Origin of the sequence: Enterobacter sp. HK-058-C-ECC, assembly GCF_047531125.1 — a bacterium.
In the GTDB taxonomy this organism is placed as follows: domain Bacteria; phylum Pseudomonadota; class Gammaproteobacteria; order Enterobacterales; family Enterobacteriaceae; genus Enterobacter; species Enterobacter quasiroggenkampii.
Genome location: NZ_JBLKCH010000005.1, coordinates 230,480 through 253,685 on the forward strand (window position 1 = coordinate 230,480; position 23,206 = coordinate 253,685).

The window sequence follows — 23,206 nt, forward strand, 5'->3', positions numbered from 1 at the left end:
TAATAACGCATGTAATATTTGTTAAATAACCCTTTATTTACCCCGCCCCTTCCCCGCACTACACTATGGCCTGCTTTTGAACTGAGGTGGTAATGAACGATTATAAAATGACGCCAGGCGAGCTACGCGCGACCTGGGGCTTAGGGACTGTCTTCTCGCTACGGATGCTTGGCATGTTTATGGTCCTGCCTGTTCTGACCACGTACGGTATGGCACTGCAGGGGGCCAGCGAGGCGCTGATTGGCCTCGCCATTGGCATTTATGGTCTGGCGCAGGCGGTGTTCCAGATCCCGTTTGGCCTGCTCTCTGACCGGGTGGGCCGCAAGCCGCTGATTGTCGGCGGGCTGCTGGTCTTTGTGCTCGGGAGCGTTATTGCCGCCCTCTCCCACTCCATCTGGGGCATTATTCTTGGCCGCGCTCTGCAGGGCTCCGGCGCGATTGCCGCTGCGGTGATGGCGCTGCTGTCAGACTTAACCCGCGAGCAGAACCGCACCAAAGCCATGGCATTTATCGGCGTCAGCTTTGGCGTGACGTTTGCGATTGCGATGGTGCTGGGCCCCATCATTACGCACACATTGGGCCTGCACGCCCTGTTCTGGATGATTGCCGTGCTGGCAACCATCGGTATAGCCTTAACCCTGTGGGTGGTTCCGGACAGCAAAAACCACGTCCTCAACCGTGAGTCGGGGATGGTAAAAGGCTGCTTCAGCAAAGTGATTGTCGAGCCGCGCCTGCTTAAGCTGAATTTTGGCATTATGTGTCTGCACATTCTGCTGATGTCGACCTTTGTTGCCCTGCCCGGCCAGCTTGCCGCAGCGGGTTTCCCGGCGGCTGAGCACTGGAAAATCTATCTGGTTACGATGCTGATTTCGTTTATCTCCGTCGTGCCGTTCATCATCTACGCCGAAGTGAAGCGCAAAATGAAGCGCGTCTTCGTGGGCTGCGTGGCGGTCCTGCTGATTGCCGAGATCGTGCTCTGGGGTGCTGGCCCGCACTTCTGGGAGCTGATTGCCGGCGTGCAGCTGTTCTTCCTGGCATTTAACCTGATGGAAGCCCTGCTGCCGTCGCTGATCAGCAAAGAGTCCCCCGCCGGTTACAAAGGCACGGCAATGGGTATTTACTCCACCAGCCAGTTCCTCGGCGTGGCGATCGGCGGCTCGCTTGGCGGCTGGGTGGACGGACTCTTTGATTCACAAACCGTGTTTCTCGCGGGGGCGCTGCTGGCGACAGTCTGGCTGCTGGTCGCCGGTACCATGAAAGAGCCGCGCTACGTGAGCAGCCTGCGCGTAGAAATTCCGGATGATGTGGAGATTAGCGATGTGCTGAAACAGCGTCTGGAAGCTAAAGACGGGGTCACAGAGGTGCTGATTGTTCCCGAAGAGCGCAGCGCTTACGTCAAAATTGACAGTAAGGTGACCAACCGTTTCGAGGTCGAGCAGGCGCTCAAGGCGTGAAAAAAAGCCCGGTTAAACCGGGCTTTTTATATTAATCGCGGAAGTTTTTAAACTGGAACGGCTGCCCCAGATCGCCGCCGCGCACCAGCGCCATCACCGACTGGAGGTCGTCGCGGGACTTACCGGTCACGCGAATCTCTTCGCCCTGGATCTGCGCCTGCACCTTCAGCTTGCTGTCTTTGATGAGCTTCACAATCTTCTTCTGCACCGCGCTCTCGATGCCCTGCTTCAACTTGGCTTCCACAAACCAGTTCTTACCGCTGTGCACAAACTCTTCTGGCACATCCAGAGACGTCCCTTCGATGCCGCGCTTTAACAGCTTGGTGCGCAGAATGTCGAGCAGCTGATTTACCTGGAAATCAGACTCGCTCAGCACCTTAATGGTCTTATTTGCGTCGTTCAGCTCAAACGACGCCTCAACGCCACGAAAATCGAAACGTGACTCAACTTCGCGGGTTGCGTTCTCAACGCCGTTGCGAACTTCCTGGATATCAACTTCGGAAACAATATCGAAAGATGGCATCTTTTCTTCTCCCTTCACTTTTGTTGCGTTGCATAATACCCGCTACGAGGCATAACTCAACAGAAGCTTAGCTGTATAATTAAGCTGTAACACCTGGCGCAGTTGCAGGTGAGGAGGAACAATGAAAATTACAGTGCTCGGATGTGGAGCCCTTGGTCAGCTATGGCTGACCGCGCTGTGCAAGCACGGACATGAGGTTCAGGGCTGGCTGCGCGTGCCCCAGCCCTATTGCAGTGTAAACCTGATTGGTGAAGACGGAAGCATCTTTAACGAATCCCTCACCGCGAACGATCCTGATTTCCTGGCGCAAAGCGACCTTTTACTGGTGACGCTCAAAGCGTGGCAGGTTTCAGATGCGGTCAAGACACTGGCCGCCCAGCTCCCCCCCACTTCGCCCATACTGCTGCTGCATAACGGCATGGGGACCCTTGACGAGCTGAAAAGCGTTCCGCAGCCCCTGCTGATGGCGACAACCACGCACGCTGCCCGTCGCGACGGCAACATCATCGTGCATGTCGCGAGCGGGGTGACCCACATCGGCCCTGCCAGAACGCAGGATGGGGACTATAGCTATCTTGCCGATGTGTTGCAGAAGGTGCTGCCAGACGTGGCCTGGCATAACCATATTCGTCCACAACTCTGGCGCAAGCTGGCCGTAAACTGCGTGATCAATCCGCTGACGGCGTTGTGGAACTGTCCGAACGGAGAGCTGAAAAATCATCCTCAGGAGGTTGCACTGCTCTGTGCGGAAGTCGCGGCGGTAGTTGAGCGGGAAGGCCTGCATACCTCGGCAGACGATTTGCGCTGTTATGTCGAGCAGGTTATTGAGAGTACGGCTGAGAACATCTCCTCAATGCTGCAGGATGTTCGGGCATTACGCCACACGGAGATCGACTACATCACCGGCTATTTGCTAAAACGCGCCCGCGCGCACGGCATCGCGGTGCCGGAAAACGCCCGTCTGTATGACCTGGTTAAACGTAAGGAGAGTGAATATGAGCGCGTCGGCACTGATCTGCCTCGCCCCTGGTAGCGAAGAGATGGAAGCGGTCACCACCATCGATCTGATGGTGCGCGGCGGCATTAACGTGACAACCGCCAGCGTCGCCAGCGACGGCAGCCTGGCGATTACCTGCTCGCGCGGCGTGAAGCTGCTGGCCGATGCTCCGCTCGTGCAGGTGGCCGACGGGGATTACGACATCATCGTCCTGCCCGGAGGCCTGAAGGGCGCGGAGTATTTTCGCGACAGCCCGCTGCTGGTTGAGACCGTGCGTCAGTTTCATTTATCCGGGCGCATTGTCGCGGCAATCTGCGCCGCCGCCGGCACGGTGCTGGTTCCCCATGACATCTTCCCCATCGGCAATATGACCGGCTTCCCGGGGCTGAAAGACACCATTCCGGAAGATCAGTGGGTGGACAAACGCGTCGTCTGGGATCCGCGCGTCAACCTGCTGACCAGCCAGGGCCCGGGCACCGCGATTGATTTTGGCTTAAAGATTATCGATCTGCTGGTCGGGCGCGAGAAGGCGTACGAAGTGGCGTCATCGCTGGTGATTCCAGCGGGGATTTATAATTACTATGAAGAGTAGGCCATAAAAAAAGCCGGGTGGCGCTAGGTAAAAGCAAAACGGCAACCGTAGGTTACCGTTTTTAATGTTTGCGCCCTCTCCCCGTGGGAGAGGGCCGGGGTGAGGGCATCAGGCCGCACGCTACGGACGATACACCTTCACATTCGCAAAGCCCTGCTCGCGCAGATACAGCGCCTGCAGGCGACTCATCACCCCGCGCTCACACCACAACAGGTACGTTTTGCTCTGGTCGAGGTCGCCAAACTTCGTGCTCAGCTTATAGAACGGCAGAGAAACCACCTCCACGCCATCCACCTGCAGCGGTTTGTCATCCTGCTCGTCAATGGAGCGGATATCCAGAATCGCGTCGTTCGCGCCGAAACCGCTCACGGTCTCCACTTCAACCACGTCCTGCTCGGTCTGCTGGGCAATCTCGCGGATATCAATGTTGGACGCTTCCGCCACCACTTTTTCCAGAATGCTGAAATCGAAGTTCTCTTCTTCCGTTTCGATCTTCGCCTTCACCGCTTTCACCGTTGGGCTTTTTGAGATCACGCCGCAGTATTCCGGCATGGTGCGGGCAAAATCTTCGGTGCCGATTTCGCGCGCCAGATCGATGATGTGTTCTTTATCGTGAGAGATCAGCGGACGCAGGATCAGCGTATCAGACACGTTGTCGATCAGGCGCAGGTTGGTCAGCGTCTGGCTGGAGACCTGGCCCAGCGCTTCGCCGGTGACCAGCGCCTGCACGCCGTAGCGTTCAGCCACTTTGGACGCCGCACGCACCATCATGCGCTTCAGGATAACGCCCATCTGGCCGTCGTCCACTTTCTCCAGAATCTCGCCGACCACCGGTTCGAAATTAATTGCCACGAAACGCACACGGTGGGAGCTGCCGAAGCGGTTCCACAGATAATGCGCCACCTGACGAACGCCGATCTCGTGCGCCGCGCCGCCCAGGTTGAAGAAGCAGTAGTGTACGCGGCAGCCGCGGCGCATCAGCATATAGCTGGAGACGCCGGAGTCGAAGCCGCCGGAGATCAGGGACAGAACATCTTCCTGGGTGCCGATCGGGAAGCCGCCGATGCCTTCATAGCGGCCTTTCACCAGCAGCAGGCGATCGTTTTCGATCTCCAGATTAACGGTTACGTCCGGGTTGGTCAGGCGCACGCGCGCAGACTCGACGTGCTGGTTCAGACCGCCGCCGACGTAACGCTCCACTTCAATGGAGCTGAACTCGTGCTTGCCGCGACGCTTCACGCGCACGCAGAAGGTTTTGCCTTCGATCTGGTCGCGGTACTGGACCAGCGCTTTCTCGAAGATGTCGTGCATATCGCTAAACGGGACATCTTCCACTTCCAGGATATGGTGGATACCTGGAATACGGGTCAGGGCGTCGCGAATATCCTGACGTTTGTTTTCGTCTTTGGCACGGACCTCAACGTGGTCCCAGTGGCGCACCACGGCGAGGGTTTCGTCGTAGTGCTTTAATACGTTACGAATGTTCCCGGTGAGAATTTTAATAAAGCGCAAACGCACAGATTGGCTTTTGATGGTGATTTCAGGGAACAATTTAATGATAAACTTCATGGCGGCAATGTTTCTTAGGCAAGCCTGTTAAGGCTTGTAATGGAAAAGAGTACAGCAGCCCACACCCGTGGCTGCATCCAGGCGCGCAAGTATACCACCATCGCGCCGCTCCTGTGCACATTGCGCGTTATTTGCTTATCCGCCCGAGTCCGTTACCATGTCGGGGCGAAGAATATAAGAGTCAATTCACTATGCCGAAGAAGAACGACGCACCGGCCAGTTTCGAAACTGCGCTGAGTGAACTGGAGCAAATTGTTACCCGCCTCGAGAGCGGCGATCTCCCGCTGGAAGAGGCGCTCAACGAATTCGAGCGCGGCGTCCAGCTGGCGCGCCAGGGTCAGGTTAAGCTGCAACAGGCCGAACAGCGCGTGCAGATCCTGCTGTCCGACAGCGAAGAGGCGAAAACCACGCCTTTCACACCGGACGCCGAGTAAATGGATTTTGCCAACGAGCTTCAGGCGCGTGTCGTGCGCGCCAACGACGCCCTGCGCCGTTTTATTGCGCCACAGCCTTTTCAGAACACTCCACTGGTTGAAGCCATGCACTATGGCGCACTCTTGGGTGGAAAGCGCCTGCGCCCGTTCCTGGTGTACGCCACAGGCAATATGTTTGGTATCAGCGATAACACGCTGGACGCCCCGGCTGCCGCCGTTGAGTGCATCCATGCCTACTCGCTGATCCACGACGATCTCCCGGCCATGGACGACGACGACTTGCGTCGGGGTCAACCCACCTGCCATATCAAGTTTGGCGAAGCGAATGCCATTCTGGCGGGTGATGCCCTGCAGACGCTGGCGTTCTCGATTCTGAGCGACGCGCCAATGGCCGAAGTGGCTGACCGTGACCGTCTGGCAATGATTTCCGAACTGGCCATGGCCAGCGGCGTGGCGGGCATGTGCGGCGGACAGGCTCTGGATCTTGAAGCCGAAGGACGTCAGGTTAATCTGGAACAGCTGGAGCGTATTCATCGCCATAAAACCGGGGCATTGATTCGTTCCGCCGTTCGTCTTGGCGCGCTGAGCGCGGGTGAGCAAGGGCGCAAAGCCCTGCCGATTCTGGACAGATACGCAGAAAGTATCGGTCTGGCATTCCAGGTTCAGGATGACATTCTGGATGTGGTGGGCGATACTGCAACATTGGGTAAACGTCAGGGTGCGGACCAGCAGCTTGGCAAAAGTACCTACCCCGCCCTGCTGGGTCTTGAGCAAGCCCAACGTAAAGCCCGGGATCTGATTGACGATGCCCGCCAGTCGCTGAATCAGCTGGCCGCGCAATCGCTGGATACCTCGGCACTGGAAGCGCTAGCGGACTATATAATCCAGCGTGATAAATAAACTATATATCTCGATGAGCCTTTGATGAGTTTTGATATTGCCAAATACCCGACACTGGCGTTAGTTGACTCCACCCAGGAGTTACGTCTGTTGCCGAAAGAGAGCCTGCCGAAGCTGTGCGACGAACTGCGTCGCTACCTGCTCGACAGCGTAAGCCGCTCCAGCGGCCATTTCGCCTCCGGGCTTGGCACGGTAGAGCTGACCGTGGCGCTGCACTACGTCTATAACACGCCGTTCGATCAGCTGATCTGGGACGTGGGTCACCAGGCTTATCCGCACAAAATTCTTACCGGACGTCGCGATAAAATTGGCACCATTCGTCAGAAAGGCGGTCTGCACCCGTTCCCGTGGCGCGGGGAGAGCGAGTACGACGTATTGAGCGTCGGGCACTCCTCCACCTCTATTTCTGCAGGCATCGGGATTGCCGTTGCTGCCGAAAAAGAGAACAAGCAGCGCCGCACCGTCTGCGTGATTGGCGACGGTGCCATCACTGCCGGTATGGCCTTTGAGGCCATGAACCATGCGGGCGACATCAAGCCGGACATGCTGGTTGTGCTTAACGATAACGAAATGTCGATTTCCGAAAACGTTGGCGCGCTGAACAACCATCTGGCGCAGCTGCTCTCCGGCAAGCTTTACTCCTCGCTGCGTGAAGGCGGCAAGAAAGTCTTCTCCGGCGTACCGCCGATCAAAGAGCTGCTCAAGCGTACCGAAGAGCACATCAAAGGCATGGTCGTGCCGGGCACCCTGTTTGAAGAGCTGGGCTTTAACTATATCGGCCCCGTTGACGGCCATGACGTGCTGGGACTGGTAACCACGCTCAAGAACATGCGTGACCTGAAAGGCCCGCAGTTTCTGCACATCATGACCAAAAAAGGGCGTGGCTACGAACCGGCGGAAAAAGATCCGATTACCTTCCACGCGGTACCGAAATTTGACCCGTCCAGCGGCTGTCTGCCAAAAAGCAGCGGCGGCATGCCGAGCTATTCAAAAATCTTCGGCGACTGGCTGTGCGAAACCGCCGCAAAAGACAATAAGCTGATGGCGATCACCCCGGCCATGCGCGAAGGCTCCGGCATGGTGGAGTTCTCCAGAAAATACCCTGACCAATATTTCGACGTGGCCATTGCCGAGCAGCACGCGGTGACGTTTGCCGCGGGCCTGGCGATCGGCGGCTACAAACCGGTTGTCGCTATCTATTCCACCTTCCTGCAGCGCGCCTACGATCAGGTGATCCACGACGTGGCGATCCAGAAGCTGCCGGTGCTGTTTGCTATCGATCGTGCGGGCATCGTCGGTGCCGACGGCCAGACGCACCAGGGCGCGTTTGACCTGTCGTTCCTGCGCTGCATTCCGGATATGGTGATCATGACGCCAAGCGACGAGAACGAATGTCGTCAGATGCTGTTTACCGGCTACCACTATCAGGATGGCCCAAGCGCCGTTCGCTACCCGCGCGGCAATGCGGTGGGCGTTGAGCTGCAGCCGCTGGAGAAGCTGGCGATCGGTAAAGGTCTGGTCAAACGTCGCGGTGAAAAAGTGGCGATTCTGAACTTCGGCACGCTGATGCCTGAGGCGGCGAAAGTGGCTGAAACGCTGAACGCCACCCTGGTCGATATGCGCTTTGTGAAACCGCTCGACGAATCCCTAATCCTGAGTATGGCTGAGGCGCATGACGTGCTGGTCACGCTGGAAGAGAACGCGATTATGGGCGGTGCGGGCAGCGGCGTGAACGAGGTGCTGATGGCAAACCGTAAAGCCGTTCCGGTGCTGAACCTCGGCCTGCCGGACCATTTCATCCCGCAAGGTACCCAGGACGAAGCCCGCGCGGCGATTGGTCTGGACGCTGCCGGTATCGAAGCAAAAATCCGCGCCTGGCTGGACTGAGCCCTCCCCTTTTCCGCTCCTGCTATGCTTAAACGTATTGTTTAAACAGCAGGAGCGGACCGTGCAATACACAACATTAGGAAAAACAGACCTTAAGGTTTCCCGGCTTTGTCTGGGATGCATGACCTTTGGCGAACCCGATCGGGGAAACCACGCCTGGACGCTGCCGGAAGAGAGCAGCCGTCCGATTATCAAACGCGCCATCGAGGGCGGCATTAACTTCTTTGACACCGCCAACAGCTATTCCGACGGCAGCAGCGAGGAGATTGTCGGCCGCGCCCTGCGTGATTTTGCCCGTCGGGAAGACATCGTGGTTGCCACCAAGGTGTACTATCCGGTGGGCGACCTGGCTCAGGGACTTTCTCGCGCGCAGATCCTGCGTTCCATTGATGATAGCCTCAGGCGTCTGAACATGGATTACGTCGACCTGCTGCAAATTCACCGCTGGGATTACAACACGCCCATTGAGGAGACGCTGGAAGCACTCAACGACGTCGTCAAAGCCGGTAAAGCGCGCTATATCGGCGCGTCGTCTATGCATGCCTCGCAGTTTGCTCAGGCGCTGGATCTGCAGGCGCAGCACGGCTGGGCGCGCTTCGTCACCATGCAGGACCACTACAATCTGATCTACCGTGAAGAAGAACGTGAGATGCTGCCGCTGTGCCATCAGGAGGGCGTGGCGGTCATCCCGTGGAGCCCGCTCGCGCGCGGCCGCCTGACCCGTCCGTGGGGAGAAACCACGGCCCGTCTGGTCTCGGATGAAGTGGGAAAAAATCTCTACGAAGGAACAGAGGCCAGCGATGCCCTGATCGCTGAACGCTTAGCCGGAATTGCCGACGATACCGGCGCAACCCGCGCCCAGGTAGCGCTGGCGTGGCTGCTGGGTAAACGCGGCGTCGCGGCGCCAATTATCGGCACATCCCGAGAAGAGCAGCTTGACGAACTGCTGAATGCAGTGGATATCACGCTGACGTCGGAGCAGGTTGCCGAGCTGGAGACGCCGTATCAGCAGCATCCGGTGGTGGGGTTTAAGTAAGCCCCATCTTTTGTAGGCCGGGTAAGGCGGAACCGCCCCCCGGCAATACAGAGCGCACAACATCACGCGAAGTGATCGTACCCTTTCCAGTCCAGCGTAACCGGCTCACCGTCTTTCACAAACTTCAGCCCTTCACTCTCCGGCATGATCTGCCCGATACAGGTGAATTTCGCGCCGAGGTGCGCTAATGCCACGTCGAGCGTTCCGCGGTTCAGCTCCGGAACGGTAAAGCACAGCTCATAATCTTCGCCACCGGACAGCGCCCAGCGCAGCGCCTGCTCAGGTTCGACATGACGAAGCAGTTCCTCTGACAGCGGGAACAGATCCAGGTCAACGCGCGCGCCGACACCGCTGGCCTTCAGAATATGGCCGAGGTCTGAGATCAGCCCGTCAGAGAGATCGATAGCCGAGCTTGCCCGCTCGCGCAGCGCCTGACCGTGCAGAATACGCGGCGTCGGGCGCAGATGGCGTTTCACCAGATACGCCGCATCGTCGGCATCCTTCACAGTTAAGCGATCCTGGAGGATTGCCAGCCCTGCCGCGCTGTCGCCCGGCGTACCGGTCACATAGATCCAGTCGCCGGGTTTTGCGCCTGAGCGCTTCAGCGCGCGGCCGAGCGGCACATACCCGTGGATCGCCAGCGTCATCGACAGCGGTCCGGCAGTGGTATCACCGCCAATCAGCTGCATATCGTAGTAGTTAAGCTGCTCAAACAGCGCATCGCTAAAGGCTTCAAGCCAGGCTTCGTCTACCTCAGGCAGCGTCAGCGCCAGGGTTAACCACGCGGGATCGGCCCCCATCGCCGCCAGATCGCTGACGTTAACCGCCAGCGCCTTATACGCCAGATCGGCAGGATCGATATCCGGTAAAAAATGACGTCCGCACACTAAGGTGTCGGTGCTGATAGCCAGCGTCTGTTTTTCGGGAATATTGAGAAGTGCACAGTCATCGCCGATGCCGGTTTCAACATCAAGACGAGAGGTTCTGACACGGTCGAAATAACGGGCAATCAGGGAAAATTCGCCGCATGCCATACGTTATGCCTCAGCAAATAAAAGAAAAAACCGGAGCCGCACTGCCCGTCAGGCAATGCAGAACTCCGGTTTGCGGATCACTTTTTGTGGGGACGGATCGCAGGTGCTGCTTTATCAAGTACGCCGTTTACAAACTTGTGGCTGTCTTCAGCACCGAAGGTTTTCGCCAGTTCGATCGCTTCATTAATGGCCACTTTGTACGGCACATCATCACGTTTAGACAGCTCAAACAGCGCGATACGCAACACTGCTTTTTCTACCTGACCCAGCTCTTCAAGCAGACGGGACAGGTAAGGTTTCATCAGACCATCGAGATACGCGCTATTAGTCGCCACTCCCGACAGCAGTTCACGGAAGTACAGAACGTCAACGTCTTTCACGTCCTGTTCTGACAGGAACTGGTATTCAACATCAGCGATGTCGTTCTGGGACAACTGCCAGGAGTAAAGTGCCTGGACGGCACATTCACGGGCGCGGCGACGAGCAGCAGGTTTCACGGAATTCCCCTTACAAAAAAATCAGGCCTTGATGGCTTTCAATACATTGATCATTTCAAGCGCGGTCAGTGCAGCTTCTGCACCTTTGTTACCGGCTTTGGTGCCAGCACGTTCGATGGCTTGTTCAATACTTTCGGTAGTCAGCACGCCGAACGCGACAGGAATTTCAGCATCCTGCGCCACGTGTGCCAGACCATTGCTTGCACCGCCCGCAACGTATTCGAAGTGCGCAGTGCCGCCACGAATAACGGTACCCAGCGCAATCACCGCGTCGTATTTACCGGTTTTCGCCAGCGCGCCCGCCGCCAGTGGCAGTTCGTAAGCGCCTGGAACCCAAACAACGGTAATGTTGTCATCTTTAACCTGGCCGATACGTTTCAGGGCGTCAATGGCACCTTCCAGCAGGCTGTCGTTGATGAAGTTGTTGAAACGCGCAATGGTGATGGCGACGCGAGCGTCCGGGGTAGCTACAGCAGCTTCAATAATGTTCATACTCTTCCTTTACGGGTTCATTTGGCCCCGCAGGGGGGCGGATTTTATCATAATACTTTGCGCACTGCTTCCCTATTTCGGGAGCAATTACGCTGTCGTTAAGTGGAGGCAGACATCCGGACCTACCGGACGAATCTCGCTGAATTTGAGTTGTGGTGCATCGGCCAGTTTTTCAAGGCCGGGCAGCACAAACAGGCCACGCGCGTCGTGACCTAACAGTTTAGGCGCAACGTAAACAAGCAATTCATCCACCAGTCCGGCCTGTAAGAGCGCACCGGCGAGCGTTGGCCCCGCTTCCACCCAGATACTGTTCACCTGTTGCTTGCCGAGCAGCATCATCAGCACCACGAGATCCAGATGGCCGTTATGCTCCGGCACCATGATGCTGCGCACGCCTTCCGGCCATGCGCGCGTATCGTCCTTCGTGCGGGCAATCCAGGTTTCACCCGGCTGCTGGACGATGCGGTGCTCCGGCGTCACCCGGTTCTGGCTATCAATGACAATACGCAGCGGCTGACGCAAGTTCTCCTGCGGGTACAGGGCCTGGGTATCGGCATTCAGCTCGTCCCAGCGCACGGTCATGGCCGGATCGTCAGCCAGAACGGTTTCACTGCTGGTGAGAATAGCATGGCTTTGCGCGCGCAGACGTTGCACATCGCGCCTTGCCTGTGGCGAGGTGATCCACTGACTCTCGCCGTTTGCCATCGCCGTACGACCGTCCAGCGAGGCACCCAGCTTAAGCTGGATATACGGGAACCCGGTACGCATGCGCTTCAGGAAACCTTTGTTGAGCGCTTCCGCGTCCTGCATCATCAGGCCATGGCTGACGTCAATGCCTTCCTGCTGCAGGCGATACAGACCACGTCCGGCCACCTGCGGATTCGGATCCTGCATCGATGCGACCACGCGCGAAACCCCCGCGGCAATCAACGCGTCGCAGCACGGCGGCGTACGCCCGTGATGGCTGCAGGGCTCCAGCGTAACGTAGGCCGTCGCACCGCGCGCCTTCTCGCCGGCCATGCGCAGCGCATGAACCTCAGCATGCGGTTCGCCTGCGCGATAGTGAAAGCCCTCCCCCACGATCTCGCCATCTTTAACGATAACGCACCCGACGTTCGGGTTGGGATGGGTCGTAAAACGACCGCGCTGCGCCAGCTTCATGGCTCGCGCCATGTACATCTCATCGTGCATGAGCTTAATCCTGTAAGCGGGCGATCTCTTCGCCAAACTCTTTGATATCTTCGAAGCTGCGGTAGACCGAGGCGAAGCGGATATAGGCGACCTTATCGAGCTTTTTCAGCTGCTCCATCACCAGGTTACCGATCATTTTGCTCGGCACTTCACGCTCACCCAAACCACGAAGGTAAGATTTTATGTGGTTTAACGCCATCTCCACGTCGTCCGCGCTGACGGGACGTTTTTCAAGGGCCTTCAGCATTCCGCTGCGCAGTTTCTCTTCGTTAAACGGCTCACGCACGTCGTTACTTTTTACCACGCGCGGCATGACCAGCTCTGCCACCTCAAAGGTCGTAAAACGCTCGTTGCACACCAGACACTGCCGACGACGGCGTACAGATGACCCTTCGCCCACCAGGCGAGAGTCGATGACTTTGGTATCCACAGCGGAGCAGAATGGGCAATGCATACGGTATCCCTGTTATCTGGTTAACTGATTTTCATTTTACCCTGATCTGGCCTGACAACAAAGGAAGAGCTTTTTGAGACAAAGGATCTATGTCTGACACAATGATGCTGGCTACCATTAGGACGATCCGTTATTTCAAGGAAATAAACGCAATGACAAGACGTTACCTGAAAATATTGCTGGTGGGGAGCCTCTTCACCCTTAGCGCCTGTGCACAGCAAACCGAAGTCCGCCAGTTGAAACAGAGCGTCAATACGCTCAATACGGCGATGGACAAACTGAACAAAGAAACGGTGAAAATCACCCAGCAAAACGCGCTGAATGCCAAATCCAGCAGCGGGGTTTATCTGCTGCCGGGCGCGAATACGCCTGCGCGTCTCAATAGTCAGATCGGCACGCTAAAAATGTCTCTGGTGAATGTGGCGGCGAATGCAGATGGTACTCGCGCAACATTACGCATCCAGGGAGAGTCCAACGATCCGCTTCCGGCCTTCAGCGGCACCGTCGAGTGGGGCCAGATCCAGGGCACCACGGAGAATTATCAGGAGGTGAACGTGAAGAATCAGCTCTTCACCGCCCCGGCCAGTGTTTTAGCACCAAGCGATGTGGATATTCCGCTTCAGTTAAGCGGCCTTACGCCGGAACAGTTAGGCTTTATCCGCATTCACGACATTCAACCCGCCGCGCACTAATCCCCTCCTTTTTAGCGGAGTGAAATGTCACTCCGCTAACATTTACATTTCGTATGGATTGGCAACATAAATGATTGCCGCTACAATCCCGGCCGTTTAAAGTACGCAAACGTGAACGCAATCGATTACGCGTGTGAGAGATATGTGAAACAACACATATTTTTGTGAGCAGGGATTCCTATAATAGGCACCGCAGAAACACGAAATATTTAGAAACGCAATTCGCGCATTTTTCACTCCCGGAAGGGAATTTCAATCAGTGGCATGATTATGAAAAAAACATTACTCGCAGCTGGCGCCGTGCTGGCACTGTCCTCTTCTTTCACTGTTAACGCAGCGGAAAACGACAAACCACAATACCTCTCCGACTGGTGGCACCAGAGCGTTAACGTGGTGGGCAGCTACCACACGCGTTTCGGACCACAGATTCGTAACGATACCTACCTGGAATATGAAGCCTTCGCCAAGAAAGACTGGTTTGATTTCTACGGCTACATGGATGCACCGGTCTTCTTCGGTGGTAACTCTCAGGCTAAAGGTATCTGGAACCACGGCTCCCCTCTGTTCATGGAAATCGAACCACGCTTCTCCATCGACAAGCTGACCGGCACCGATCTGAGCTTCGGCCCGTTCAAAGAGTGGTACTTCGCGAACAACTACATTTATGACATGGGCCGCAACGAGTCCGGTCGTCAGAGCACCTGGTATATGGGTCTGGGTACGGACATCGACACCGGCCTGCCAATGAGCCTGTCTCTGAACGTCTATGCCAAGTATCAGTGGCAGAACTATGGCGCTGAAAACCAGAACGAATGGGATGGCTATCGTTTCAAAGTGAAATACTTTGTGCCAATCACCCAGCTGTGGGGCGGTAACCTGAGCTATATCGGCTTCACCAACTTCGACTGGGGTTCAGATCTGGGCGATAAGAGCGGTTACGCAGAGAACGGTATTAAGCAGCGTACCAATGACTCCATCGCCTCCAGCCACATCCTGGCGCTGAACTACGATCACTGGCATTACTCCGTTGTGGCACGTTACTGGCACAACGGCGGCCAGTGGAACGACGACGCGAAACTGGTATGGATGAACGAACACGTCCGTTCTACCGGTTGGGGTGGTTACTTGGTTGTAGGTTACAACTTCTAATCTCGCGGTTTTTGCCGGGTGGCGGCTTCGCCTTACCCGGCCTACAAAACCTGTAGGCCCGTGCAAGCGCAGCGCCGCCGGGCAAAAAAGCCAGCTCTTAAGCTGGCTTTTTACTGCCTCACCTTGCGCAAAAAATCCGCCAAAGACCTGTCCGCACTCTCGCTAAACCGCCTTTCCGTAGTCACAATATTGAGGCATCTGTCGAGCCGGAAACAGCGATAGTCATCGCGCCGTTCACACCACGCGGCCAGCAGCCAGCGCTCTCCCCAGAAGAACAGCCCCAGCGGCTGAACCTCACGATTAGACAGCTGTCCTGCTTCATCACGGTAATGCAGCGCCAGCACCTGCTGGGCGGAAATTGCCTGATGAATCCTGTCAAAGTCGCTGCGGGAGTGGCTTTGCATGCAAAAATCCGGGGCGTAGATCCGCGTCTGCTCCGCCTTTCGACGACTTTCATCGGGCAGAATCGCCAGCACCTTTTCCTGAGCCGACTCCAGCTCGCGCGACAGCGATTCCCCACCCCAGGTTTTGAGCAGGCGAATCGCGACGATCAGCGCCTCGGACTCCTTATTTGTCAGCATCAGCGGCGGCAGGTCAAAGCCCGACATGAGGCGATATCCGCTCCCCGCCTCACCTTCCACCGGCACACCGGAAAGCGACAGGTCGCGGATATCGCGATAGACCGTACGCTCGGACACGCCAAGCCGGTCCGCCAGATGCGCTGCCGTTGTCAGACGCCTGCCCCGCAGGATCTGCACAATCTGAAACAAACGGTCAGCGCGTCGGGTCATATCTTAGTCCGCTCTCAGGCAGGTTGATGGAGCCCGACGCGGTTACCCTCGCTGTCGGTAAACAAGGCGATAGTGCCAATGCCATGCGGCAGTTCCAGCGGGCCAAACACGCACTCGCCGCCCGCAGAGGCGATGCGATCGAGCGTGGCCGCCAGATTGTCAGTATGCAGGTAAATAATAGCGCCCTGCAAAGACGGTGTAACGCCGTCAAATTTTGCCAGTGCGCCTCCGGTGGCGGGATCCTCATGCGGGAAAACCGCCAGCTCCGCGCAGTCCATTTTCTCGCGACGCAGTGCAAGCTGCATCACCGGCTCATAAAATTTGATGGCGCGTTCCATATCCGAGACCGGAATTTCAAACCAGTTAATGACGCTTTTCATACATCCTCCTGCCTGTTGTTTGGGTTCAGAAGGAGTCTACGACAGGGCTCCTGACAGCATACTGTCAGGAGTGTTTGTCAGAAGGAGATAAAAAAAATCCCGGTCAACCGACCGGGATTTCGATAACGCGCTAAACGTCGCCTTACGGCAGAATGGACGGCTGATCCGCCCCTTCTTTCTCGACTTTCTGCTGGAGCAGGTGCTCGCGCTTCATGCCGAGTTTCAGTGCCAGGGCAGACGCGACGTAGATAGACGACGCCGTACCGATGGTGACACCAATCAACATGGTCAGCGAGAAGCCTTCCAGTACCGGACCACCGAAGAGGAACAGCATCAGGATCACCATCAGGGTAGTACCGGAGGTGATCAAGGTACGGTGCAGCGTCTGGGTCAACGACACGTTAAAGATTTCGTACGGCGTACCGCGACGGATCTTACGGAAGTTTTCACGAATACGGTCAGATACCACGATACTGTCGTTCAGTGAGTAACCGATAACGGACATCAGGGATGCCACAATCGTCAGGTCAATCTCAATGTGGAACAGAGACAGTATGCCCATGGTGATCACCACGTCGTGCGCCAGGGCGATAACCACACCGGCCGCCAGTCGCCACTCAAAGCGGAAACCGACGTACACCAGGATGGAAATCAGCGCCACCAGCAGCGCCATCGCGCCGGTCTGCGCCAGGTCAGCACCCACGCTTGGGCCGACGAACTCAATACGCTTAACCGCTGCGTTCTGGCTGGTTGTTTCGTTAATCACGCTAACAACCTTACTGCCCAGCTCCTGGCTGCCGTTGGCATCGTGCACCGGCGGCATACGTACCATGATGTCGCGGCTGCTGCCGAAGTTCTGCAGCAGCGGCTCTTCAAAGCCCGCTTTCTGCAGCGATTCGCGCATCTGGTCCATATCGACCGGTTTTTCCAGGGAGATCTCGATGACCGTACCACCGGTGAAATCGAGACCCCAGTTAAAGCCTTTCACGCCCATAATGATGATGGACAGAATCAGCAGGAAACCTGAAATGCCGAAGGCCCAGTAGTCCCAGCGCATAAAGTCCCAGACTTTACGGCCGTGGTTCAATTGTTCAACAGTATATTCCTGTGCCACAACGCACTCCTCAGATAGACAGCTTTTTGACGCGCTTGCCGCCGTACAGCAGGTTCACGATGGCACGGGTGCCGACAATAGCGGTAAACATTGACGTTGCGACACCGATACCGGTTGTAATCGCAAAGCCTTTGATCGCGCCAGTACCCACTGCATACAGGATAAGAACCTTAATCAGTGTTGTTACGTTCGCATCGAAGATAGAGCTGAACGCGCCTTTATAACCTTCATCAATCGCCTGCTGAACAGAGCGACCGTTGCTCAACTCTTCTTTGATACGTTCGTTAATCAGTACGTTGGCGTCGACCGCCACCGCAAGGGTCAGAACGATACCCGCAATACCCGGCATGGTCAGCGTCGCCCCCGGCAGCAGGGACATAATGCCGATAATCAGCACCAGGTTCGCGATCAATGCGGAGGTCGCAATCAGACCAAACTTCTTATAGAAGAAGATCATGAAGAGGATAGAGACCACCAGACCGGCCAGACACGCTTCCAGGCCCTGCTGGATGTTTTGCATCCCCAGCGTTGGACCAATGGTACGTTCTTCAACAATCTGAATTGGCGCAATCAGCGCACCGGCACGCAGCAGCAGAGAGAGCTGACGCGCTTCGTTCGGGTTGCTAATACCGGTAATACGGAAGCTGTTACCCAGACGAGACTGGATGTTGGCGATGTTAATCACCTCTTCCTCTTTCACCAGCACCGCACGACCATTCGCATCTTTCTTACCGCTGTCTTTGTACTCCACGAACAGGGTTGCCATCGGCTTGCCGATGTTGTCCTTGGTGAAGTTAGACATGATGTTACCACCCGCGCTATCGAGCGAGATGTTAACCTGCGGCTGGTTGTATTCGTCCTGGCTCGACGTGGAGTCGGTGATATGGTCACCGGTCAGAATCACGCGTTTGTACAGCACAACAGGCTGACCTTCACGAGTCTGTTTCACTTCGGAATCACCCGGAATACGGCCTGCTGCGGCAGCGGACTGATCGACATTGGAATTGACCAGACGGAATTCCAGCGTGGCGGTCGCCCCCAGAATCTCTTTCGCACGCGCGGTATCCTGGATACCCGGCAGTTCAACCACGATACGGTCAGCACCCTGGCGCTGCACCAGCGGCTCAGCCACACCCAGCTGGTTTACACGGTTACGCAGAATGTTGATGTTCTGCTGAACGGCATATTCACGCGCTTCTTTCAGACGCGCATCGGTCATCACCGCGCGCAGCTGGTTGCTGCCCTGCGAGGAGATCACCAGGTCACGGTGACGTTGGGTCAGGTAATCTACAGCCTGATCGCGCGCCGCGCTGTCGCGGAACGTGATGCTCATGCCGTAGTTATCTTCTTTACGCACGGTGGTGTAAGCGATGCCTTTATCACGCAGATCGCTGCGCAGGCTGTCGATATTCTGTTCCTGCAGCTTGCCAAGCGCGGTATCCATATCCACTTCCATCAGGAAGTGAACGCCGCCACGCAGGTCAAGACCGAGTTTCATTGGCTCTGCATTCATCGCAGCCAGCCAACGCGGGGTTGCAGGGGCAAGGTTAAGCGCCACGACGTATTTATCACCCAGCACGCCCATCAGCGCTTCACGTGCGCGGAGCTGCGTGTCGGTGGTGTCGAAGCGAGCAAGAATTGCCCCCTCTTCCAGAGCCACAGACTTAGCGGTAATTTTTTCTTCTTGTAACGTTTTCTGGACCTGGATCAGCGTTTGCTCACTGGCGGCGACACCGCGCGCGCCAGTGATTTGAACAGCCGGATCCTCACCATACAGGTTGGGAAGCGCGTACAGCAGGCCGACGAGAATCACGACGACCAGCATGATGTACTTCCACAAAGGATAACGGTTTAACACGGCAGTTCCCTTTGGGAAAAGTTGGGATTACAGCGCCTTCATGGTGCCTTTCGGCAGAACGGCAGCTACGAAGTCACGTTTGATGACCACTTCAGTGGTGTCGTTCAGGGCGATAGCAATGTAGCCGTTTTCAGCCACTTTGGTTACGCGACCGACCAGACCACCGTTAGTCAGCACTTCATCGCCTTTCGCAATGGAGTTCATCAGGTTTTTGTGCTCTTTGGTGCGCTTCTGCTGTGGACGCAGGATCATGAAGTAGAAGATCAGACCGAACACAACCAGCATCAGAATCAGAGACATCGGGCTGCCCTGCGCTGGAGCACCTGTTGCCGCTACCGCATCAGAAATAAAAAAGCTCATTCAAATTCCCTCATTATTAAAATTAATCAACGTTCAACGGTGGAACATCCCGCCCCTGACGTTGGTAGAAATCGGTCACGAAGCTCTCTAATTTACCCTCTTCGATAGCCTTACGTAAACCAGCCATTAAGCGCTGATAATAACGAAGATTATGAATGGTATTGAGACGCGCGCCCAAAATCTCATTGCAACGATCGAGATGATGCAGGTACGCGCGAGAATAATTGCGACAGGTATAGCAATCGCACTCGGAATCGAGCGGGCTGGTGTCACTCTTATGCTTCGCGTTACGGATTTTCACCACGCCATCGGTAACGAACAAATGGCCGTTACGCGCGTTGCGGGTTGGCATGACGCAGTCGAACATATCAATGCCGCGGCGTACGCCTTCAACCAGATCTTCCGGTTTACCCACGCCCATCAGGTATCGTGGTTTATCCGCCGGGATTTGCGGGCAGACATGTTCCAGAATACGGTGCATGTCTTCCTTCGGCTCACCCACAGCCAAACCGCCGACAGCGTAGCCATCAAAACCTATCTCTACCAGACCTTTAACCGAGATATCGCGTAAATCTTCGTAAACGCTGCCCTGGATAATGCCGAACAGCGCATTTTTGTTCTGCAGGGAGTCAAAACGGTCACGGCTACGCTTCGCCCAGCGCAGAGACATTTCCATAGAACGCTTGGCGTAGTCCCAGTCGGCCGGATACGGCGTGCATTCGTCGAAGATCATCACGATGTCAGAGCCGAGATCGTACTGAATCTCCATCGATTTTTCTGGATCGAGGAAAATCGGATCGCCGTTGATCGGGTTACGGAAGTGAACGCCCTGCTCGGTGATCTTGCGGATATCGCCCAGGCTGAAGACCTGGAAACCGCCGGAGTCGGTCAGGATAGGGCCTTTCCACTGCATGAAGTCGTGCAGGTCGCCGTGGAGCTTCATGATCTCCTGACCCGGACGCAGCCAGAGGTGGAAAGTGTTGCCGAGGATAATCTGCGCGCCAGTGGCTTCAACTTCTTCCGGCGTCATCCCTTTTACGGTGCCGTACGTACCCACAGGCATAAACGCGGGGGTTTCCACCACACCGCGATCAAACACCAGGCGACCGCGACGCGCGCGACCGTCGGTGGTATCGAGTTCAAATTTCATTTTTTCTCCGACGTCAGAAAAACAGTCCAACGTTGTAACACGGTGCCGCGGACTTATTCCCCGACACGCTCATTCAAAGCCTGCGGATTGTACGTGATAAACATCGCGTCACCGTAGCTAAAAAAGCGATATTTTTGTTCTACCGCAGACTTGTAGGCATTCATCGTATGCTGATAACCCGCGAATGCGGAGACCAGCATAATCAGCGTCGATTCAGGCAGATGGAAGTTGGTCACCAGCGCGTCAATCACCTTGTACTGGTAGCCCGGGTAGATAAAGATCTGCGTATCGCCAAAGAATGGCTCAATAAGATCGTTCTTCGCTGCCTGCGCGGCGCTCTCCAGCGAGCGCACAGACGTCGTACCGACCGCCACGACGCGGCTGCCGCGCGCTTTCGCCGCCAGCACCGCGTCCACCACGTCCTGAGGCACTTCAGCATACTCAGAGTGCATGATGTGATCTTCAATGCTGTCCACGCGCACCGGCTGGAAGGTACCCGCGCCGACGTGCAGCGTCACGAACGCCATCTCAATGCCTTTCGCGCGCAGTTTTTCCAGCAGCGGCTCATCAAAGTGCAGACCTGCCGTTGGGGCCGCGACCGCGCCAGGCTTCTGGCTGTAGACGGTCTGATACAGCTCGCGGTCGGCCTCTTCGTCCGGGCGCTCAATATACGGCGGCAGCGGCATGTGGCCGATGGCATTCAGGATATCAAGCACCGTGCGCTCGTCGTTAAACTCCACTTCGAACAGCGCGTCGTGGCGCGCGGTCATGGTCGCCTTGATGCTCTCATCATCGCCCAGCAGCAGCTCCGCGCCCGGCTTCGGGGCTTTGGAGGCGCGAATATGTGCCAGAATACGTTTATCATCGAGCATACGTTCGACCAGCACTTCAATCTTGCCGCCGCTGGCTTTACGGCCGAACAGGCGCGCCGGGATCACGCGGGTATTGTTAAAGACCAGCAGATCGCCAAGGTTGAGCTTGTCGAGCAAATCGGTGAAAGTACCGTGCGTCAGCTCGCCCGTTGGCCCATCCAGTGACAGTAAGCGACAGCTGCTGCGCTCAGGCATGGGATAGTGAGCAATCAGGGATTCAGGTAGTTCAAAGGAGAAATCGGCGACGCGCATGACGTATACTCGTGACTTAAAAACAGGCGGCATAGTCTAGTGCTCACACCCTTTTGCTGCAACAACTAGCCGCCCCCGGACAAATAAAACGCATGAATTTTCTCGCTCACCTGCATCTCGCGCACCTCGCTGACAGCTCCCTCTCGGGCAATTTGCTGGCCGATTTCGTACGCGGTAATCCCGCAGAAGACTACGCCCCTGAGGTTGTCGACGGGATTTTTATGCACCGCCGCATCGACGTGCTGACGGATAAACTGCCGGAAGTGACGGAAGCCAAAGCGTGGTTCCGCCCTGAAACGCGCCGCGTTGCGCCGATCACGCTCGACGTGATGTGGGATCACTTCCTGTCGCGCCACTGGGCACAACTCTCGCCGGAGCTATCCCTGCCCGAATTTGTGCGCTATGCCCACCAGCAGGTGTCGATCATTCTGCCCGACTCGCCGCCGCGCTTTGTCAATCTGAACAACTATCTGTGGTCGGAACGCTGGCTGGAGCGCTATCGCGAGATGGACTTCATCCAGAACGTGCTGAACGGAATGGCAAGCCGTCGACCACGGCTTGATGCGCTGCGCGACTCCTGGTATGACCTGGATGAACATTACGATGCGCTGGAGACCCGCTTCTGGCAGTTTTACCCGCGCATGATGGTACAGGCGAAAAACAAACAACTTTGAATACACGTCATCCTTCAAGCTGCCTCTGCGTTGGCTACGTCTGCTCACCCCGGTCACTTACTTAAGTAAGCTCCCGGGGATTCCCAGCCTTGCCGCCTTGATGCAACTTGAATGATTTTGTGTATAAAAATGACATTGATAGGTAAAAGCTGGCGGAACGATTGTCACCACCTCTTTGTCTTATCCATGAACACTCTCTATACTGGCTCGCGTTGCGTTCCAAATAACCTTAGTATCTACAGGAGAATCATATGGTTCTGGTAACTCGTCCGGCTCCGGATTTTACAGCTGCAGCAGTTCTGGGCAACGGTGAAATCGTTGAAAACTTCAACTTCAAACAGCACACCAACGGTAAAGCGACCGTTCTGTTCTTCTGGCCAATGGACTTCACTTTCGTTTGCCCGTCTGAGCTGATCGCGTTCGACAAACGTTATGAAGAATTCCAGAAGCGTGGCGTAGAAGTGGTTGGCGTCTCCTTCGACTCTGAGTTTGTACACAACGCATGGCGTAACACCCCTGTCGACAAAGGCGGCATCGGTGCGGTGAAATACGCAATGGTTGCGGACATCAAACGCGAAATCCAGCAGGCTTACGGTATCGAACATCCGGACGCTGGCGTTGCGCTGCGCGGTTCCTTCCTGATCGACGCGAACGGCATCGTTCGTCACCAGGTTGTGAACGATCTGCCGCTGGGTCGTAACATCGACGAAATGCTGCGCATGGTTGACGCGCTGCAGTTCCACGAAGAGCACGGCGAAGTGTGCCCGGCTCAGTGGGAAAAAGGTAAAGAAGGTATGGCTGCTTCCCCAGACGGCGTGGCTAAATACCTGTCTGAGAACGTATCCAGCCTGTAA

The 23,206-nt window shown here is 56.2% G+C and carries 25 protein-coding genes; 11 read left to right on the forward strand and 14 right to left on the reverse strand.

Going from position 1 to position 23,206, the window contains the following annotated elements; genetic code table 11:
* The first annotated feature begins 92 nt into the window (after positions 1-92).
* Positions 93-1,454, forward strand: a complete 1,362-nt coding sequence (locus ACMWJS_RS12610; RefSeq protein WP_262821209.1) for an MFS transporter — start codon at positions 93-95, stop codon at positions 1,452-1,454.
* A gap of 31 nt (positions 1,455-1,485) precedes the next feature.
* On the opposite strand, the gene ACMWJS_RS12615 is transcribed toward ACMWJS_RS12610, so the two are convergent.
* On the reverse strand, positions 1,486-1,977 hold the full coding sequence (locus ACMWJS_RS12615; RefSeq protein WP_414747149.1) for a YajQ family cyclic di-GMP-binding protein: 492 nt from the start codon (positions 1,975-1,977) through the stop codon (positions 1,486-1,488).
* A gap of 121 nt (positions 1,978-2,098) precedes the next feature.
* Here ACMWJS_RS12615 and panE point away from each other — a divergent pair, with 121 nt between their 5' ends.
* The gene (gene panE, locus ACMWJS_RS12620) at positions 2,099-3,010 is read left to right on the forward strand and encodes a 2-dehydropantoate 2-reductase (RefSeq protein ID WP_023616113.1); all 912 of its coding nucleotides are present in this window, start codon (positions 2,099-2,101) and stop codon (positions 3,008-3,010) included.
* Entirely contained in the window at positions 2,973-3,566 is a 594-nt protein-coding gene (yajL, locus tag ACMWJS_RS12625) for a protein deglycase YajL (protein WP_048225880.1), read from the forward strand. Before panE ends, yajL begins: the two co-directional genes overlap by 38 nt.
* A gap of 120 nt (positions 3,567-3,686) precedes the next feature.
* Here yajL and thiI read toward each other — a convergent pair whose 3' ends face one another.
* The gene (thiI, locus tag ACMWJS_RS12630) at positions 3,687-5,135 is read right to left on the reverse strand and encodes a tRNA uracil 4-sulfurtransferase ThiI (protein WP_414747150.1); all 1,449 of its coding nucleotides are present in this window, start codon (positions 5,133-5,135) and stop codon (positions 3,687-3,689) included.
* 191 nt (positions 5,136-5,326) lie between these two features.
* On the opposite strand from thiI, the gene xseB reads away from it, so the two are divergent.
* From xseB to ACMWJS_RS12650, 4 genes are all read left to right on the forward strand, one after another.
* Complete coding sequence (gene xseB, locus ACMWJS_RS12635) at positions 5,327-5,569, forward strand: exodeoxyribonuclease VII small subunit (RefSeq protein WP_045909783.1); 243 nt, start codon at positions 5,327-5,329, stop codon at positions 5,567-5,569.
* Positions 5,570-6,469 (forward strand): (2E,6E)-farnesyl diphosphate synthase, encoded by a 900-nt coding sequence (gene ispA, locus ACMWJS_RS12640; RefSeq protein ID WP_045909784.1) that lies wholly within the window; start codon positions 5,570-5,572, stop codon positions 6,467-6,469. It begins immediately after the preceding gene.
* A gap of 24 nt (positions 6,470-6,493) precedes the next feature.
* A complete protein-coding gene (gene dxs / locus ACMWJS_RS12645) occupies positions 6,494-8,356 on the forward strand; it encodes a 1-deoxy-D-xylulose-5-phosphate synthase (RefSeq protein ID WP_048030083.1) in 1,863 nt (620 codons plus the stop codon).
* A gap of 61 nt (positions 8,357-8,417) precedes the next feature.
* Complete coding sequence (locus tag ACMWJS_RS12650) at positions 8,418-9,392, forward strand: aldo/keto reductase (RefSeq protein ID WP_414747151.1); 975 nt, start codon at positions 8,418-8,420, stop codon at positions 9,390-9,392.
* A gap of 62 nt (positions 9,393-9,454) precedes the next feature.
* Here the strand turns inward: ACMWJS_RS12650 and thiL are convergent, their stop codons facing one another.
* From thiL to nrdR, 5 genes are all read right to left on the reverse strand, one after another.
* Positions 9,455-10,426: a thiamine-phosphate kinase gene (thiL, locus tag ACMWJS_RS12655; protein ID WP_048030082.1), complete on the reverse strand. Its 972-nt coding sequence runs from the start codon at positions 10,424-10,426 to the stop codon at positions 9,455-9,457.
* A gap of 77 nt (positions 10,427-10,503) precedes the next feature.
* Positions 10,504-10,923 carry a transcription antitermination factor NusB gene (gene nusB / locus ACMWJS_RS12660; protein WP_006809908.1) on the reverse strand — a complete coding sequence of 140 codons (420 nt, stop codon included), beginning with the start codon at positions 10,921-10,923 and terminating at the stop codon, positions 10,504-10,506.
* 21 nt (positions 10,924-10,944) lie between these two features.
* Complete coding sequence (ribE, locus tag ACMWJS_RS12665) at positions 10,945-11,415, reverse strand: 6,7-dimethyl-8-ribityllumazine synthase (RefSeq protein WP_006176874.1); 471 nt, start codon at positions 11,413-11,415, stop codon at positions 10,945-10,947.
* 87 nt (positions 11,416-11,502) lie between these two features.
* A complete protein-coding gene (ribD, locus tag ACMWJS_RS12670; RefSeq protein WP_196345861.1) occupies positions 11,503-12,606 on the reverse strand; it encodes a bifunctional diaminohydroxyphosphoribosylaminopyrimidine deaminase/5-amino-6-(5-phosphoribosylamino)uracil reductase RibD in 1,104 nt (367 codons plus the stop codon).
* A 4-nt stretch (positions 12,607-12,610) separates the two neighbouring features.
* Positions 12,611-13,060: a transcriptional regulator NrdR gene (gene nrdR, locus ACMWJS_RS12675; protein ID WP_008503337.1), complete on the reverse strand. Its 450-nt coding sequence runs from the start codon at positions 13,058-13,060 to the stop codon at positions 12,611-12,613.
* Positions 13,061-13,212: 152 nt separating this feature from the next.
* On the opposite strand from nrdR, the gene ACMWJS_RS12680 reads away from it, so the two are divergent.
* Together ACMWJS_RS12680 and ACMWJS_RS12685 are read left to right on the forward strand one after the other, a co-directional pair.
* Positions 13,213-13,752, forward strand: coding sequence for a DUF3251 domain-containing protein (locus ACMWJS_RS12680; protein WP_045909789.1), 540 nt, complete (start codon positions 13,213-13,215; stop codon positions 13,750-13,752).
* 270 nt (positions 13,753-14,022) lie between these two features.
* Positions 14,023-14,901, forward strand: a complete 879-nt coding sequence (locus tag ACMWJS_RS12685; protein WP_025912622.1) for a nucleoside-specific channel-forming protein Tsx — start codon at positions 14,023-14,025, stop codon at positions 14,899-14,901.
* Between the two features lie 110 nt (positions 14,902-15,011).
* Here ACMWJS_RS12685 and ACMWJS_RS12690 read toward each other — a convergent pair whose 3' ends face one another.
* The 7 genes from ACMWJS_RS12690 to queA all read right to left on the reverse strand — a co-directional run bounded on the left by ACMWJS_RS12690 (position 15,012) and on the right by queA (position 21,678).
* On the reverse strand, positions 15,012-15,692 hold the full coding sequence (locus tag ACMWJS_RS12690) for a helix-turn-helix transcriptional regulator (protein WP_063620949.1): 681 nt from the start codon (positions 15,690-15,692) through the stop codon (positions 15,012-15,014).
* Between the two features lie 14 nt (positions 15,693-15,706).
* Positions 15,707-16,072: a VOC family protein gene (locus ACMWJS_RS12695; protein WP_024906804.1), complete on the reverse strand. Its 366-nt coding sequence runs from the start codon at positions 16,070-16,072 to the stop codon at positions 15,707-15,709.
* Positions 16,073-16,214: 142 nt separating this feature from the next.
* Positions 16,215-17,186 (reverse strand): protein translocase subunit SecF, encoded by a 972-nt coding sequence (gene secF, locus ACMWJS_RS12700; protein ID WP_048225871.1) that lies wholly within the window; start codon positions 17,184-17,186, stop codon positions 16,215-16,217.
* A gap of 10 nt (positions 17,187-17,196) precedes the next feature.
* Positions 17,197-19,044, reverse strand: coding sequence for a protein translocase subunit SecD (gene secD, locus ACMWJS_RS12705; protein WP_072052285.1), 1,848 nt, complete (start codon positions 19,042-19,044; stop codon positions 17,197-17,199).
* Positions 19,045-19,071: 27 nt separating this feature from the next.
* On the reverse strand, positions 19,072-19,404 hold the full coding sequence (gene yajC, locus ACMWJS_RS12710; protein ID WP_003859109.1) for a preprotein translocase subunit YajC: 333 nt from the start codon (positions 19,402-19,404) through the stop codon (positions 19,072-19,074).
* Between the two features lie 22 nt (positions 19,405-19,426).
* Complete coding sequence (gene tgt / locus ACMWJS_RS12715) at positions 19,427-20,554, reverse strand: tRNA guanosine(34) transglycosylase Tgt (RefSeq protein ID WP_003859110.1); 1,128 nt, start codon at positions 20,552-20,554, stop codon at positions 19,427-19,429.
* A 53-nt stretch (positions 20,555-20,607) separates the two neighbouring features.
* Positions 20,608-21,678, reverse strand: a complete 1,071-nt coding sequence (gene queA, locus ACMWJS_RS12720) for a tRNA preQ1(34) S-adenosylmethionine ribosyltransferase-isomerase QueA (protein WP_414747152.1) — start codon at positions 21,676-21,678, stop codon at positions 20,608-20,610.
* 92 nt (positions 21,679-21,770) lie between these two features.
* Between queA and acpH the strand changes: the two genes are divergently transcribed.
* Positions 21,771-22,352 carry an ACP phosphodiesterase gene (gene acpH, locus ACMWJS_RS12725; protein WP_414747153.1) on the forward strand — a complete coding sequence of 194 codons (582 nt, stop codon included), beginning with the start codon at positions 21,771-21,773 and terminating at the stop codon, positions 22,350-22,352.
* Positions 22,353-22,603: 251 nt separating this feature from the next.
* Complete coding sequence (locus ACMWJS_RS12730) at positions 22,604-23,206, forward strand: peroxiredoxin (RefSeq protein WP_008503347.1); 603 nt, start codon at positions 22,604-22,606, stop codon at positions 23,204-23,206.

Bases quoted from the DNA above. Each gene is read 5' to 3' on its own strand.
- yajC (WP_003859109.1), bottom strand. From the start codon at position 19,404: ATGAGCTTTTTTATTTCTGATGCGGTAGCGGCAACAGGTGCTCCAGCG.
- thiL (WP_048030082.1), bottom strand. From the start codon at position 10,426: ATGGCATGCGGCGAATTTTCCCTGATTGCCCGTTATTTCGACCGTGTC.
- panE (WP_023616113.1), top strand. From the start codon at position 2,099: ATGAAAATTACAGTGCTCGGATGTGGAGCCCTTGGTCAGCTATGGCTG.
- yajL (WP_048225880.1), top strand. From the start codon at position 2,973: ATGAGCGCGTCGGCACTGATCTGCCTCGCCCCTGGTAGCGAAGAGATG.
- dxs (WP_048030083.1), top strand. From the start codon at position 6,494: ATGAGTTTTGATATTGCCAAATACCCGACACTGGCGTTAGTTGACTCC.
- tgt (WP_003859110.1), bottom strand. From the start codon at position 20,554: ATGAAATTTGAACTCGATACCACCGACGGTCGCGCGCGTCGCGGTCGC.
- ACMWJS_RS12610 (WP_262821209.1), top strand. From the start codon at position 93: ATGAACGATTATAAAATGACGCCAGGCGAGCTACGCGCGACCTGGGGC.
- queA (WP_414747152.1), bottom strand. From the start codon at position 21,678: ATGCGCGTCGCCGATTTCTCCTTTGAACTACCTGAATCCCTGATTGCT.
- ACMWJS_RS12680 (WP_045909789.1), top strand. From the start codon at position 13,213: ATGACAAGACGTTACCTGAAAATATTGCTGGTGGGGAGCCTCTTCACC.
- nrdR (WP_008503337.1), bottom strand. From the start codon at position 13,060: ATGCATTGCCCATTCTGCTCCGCTGTGGATACCAAAGTCATCGACTCT.
- ispA (WP_045909784.1), top strand. From the start codon at position 5,570: ATGGATTTTGCCAACGAGCTTCAGGCGCGTGTCGTGCGCGCCAACGAC.
- ACMWJS_RS12695 (WP_024906804.1), bottom strand. From the start codon at position 16,072: ATGAAAAGCGTCATTAACTGGTTTGAAATTCCGGTCTCGGATATGGAA.
- xseB (WP_045909783.1), top strand. From the start codon at position 5,327: ATGCCGAAGAAGAACGACGCACCGGCCAGTTTCGAAACTGCGCTGAGT.
- thiI (WP_414747150.1), bottom strand. From the start codon at position 5,135: ATGAAGTTTATCATTAAATTGTTCCCTGAAATCACCATCAAAAGCCAA.
- ACMWJS_RS12730 (WP_008503347.1), top strand. From the start codon at position 22,604: ATGGTTCTGGTAACTCGTCCGGCTCCGGATTTTACAGCTGCAGCAGTT.
- ACMWJS_RS12685 (WP_025912622.1), top strand. From the start codon at position 14,023: ATGAAAAAAACATTACTCGCAGCTGGCGCCGTGCTGGCACTGTCCTCT.
- ribD (WP_196345861.1), bottom strand. From the start codon at position 12,606: ATGCACGATGAGATGTACATGGCGCGAGCCATGAAGCTGGCGCAGCGC.
- ACMWJS_RS12615 (WP_414747149.1), bottom strand. From the start codon at position 1,977: ATGCCATCTTTCGATATTGTTTCCGAAGTTGATATCCAGGAAGTTCGC.
- ACMWJS_RS12690 (WP_063620949.1), bottom strand. From the start codon at position 15,692: ATGACCCGACGCGCTGACCGTTTGTTTCAGATTGTGCAGATCCTGCGG.
- acpH (WP_414747153.1), top strand. From the start codon at position 21,771: ATGAATTTTCTCGCTCACCTGCATCTCGCGCACCTCGCTGACAGCTCC.
- ribE (WP_006176874.1), bottom strand. From the start codon at position 11,415: ATGAACATTATTGAAGCTGCTGTAGCTACCCCGGACGCTCGCGTCGCC.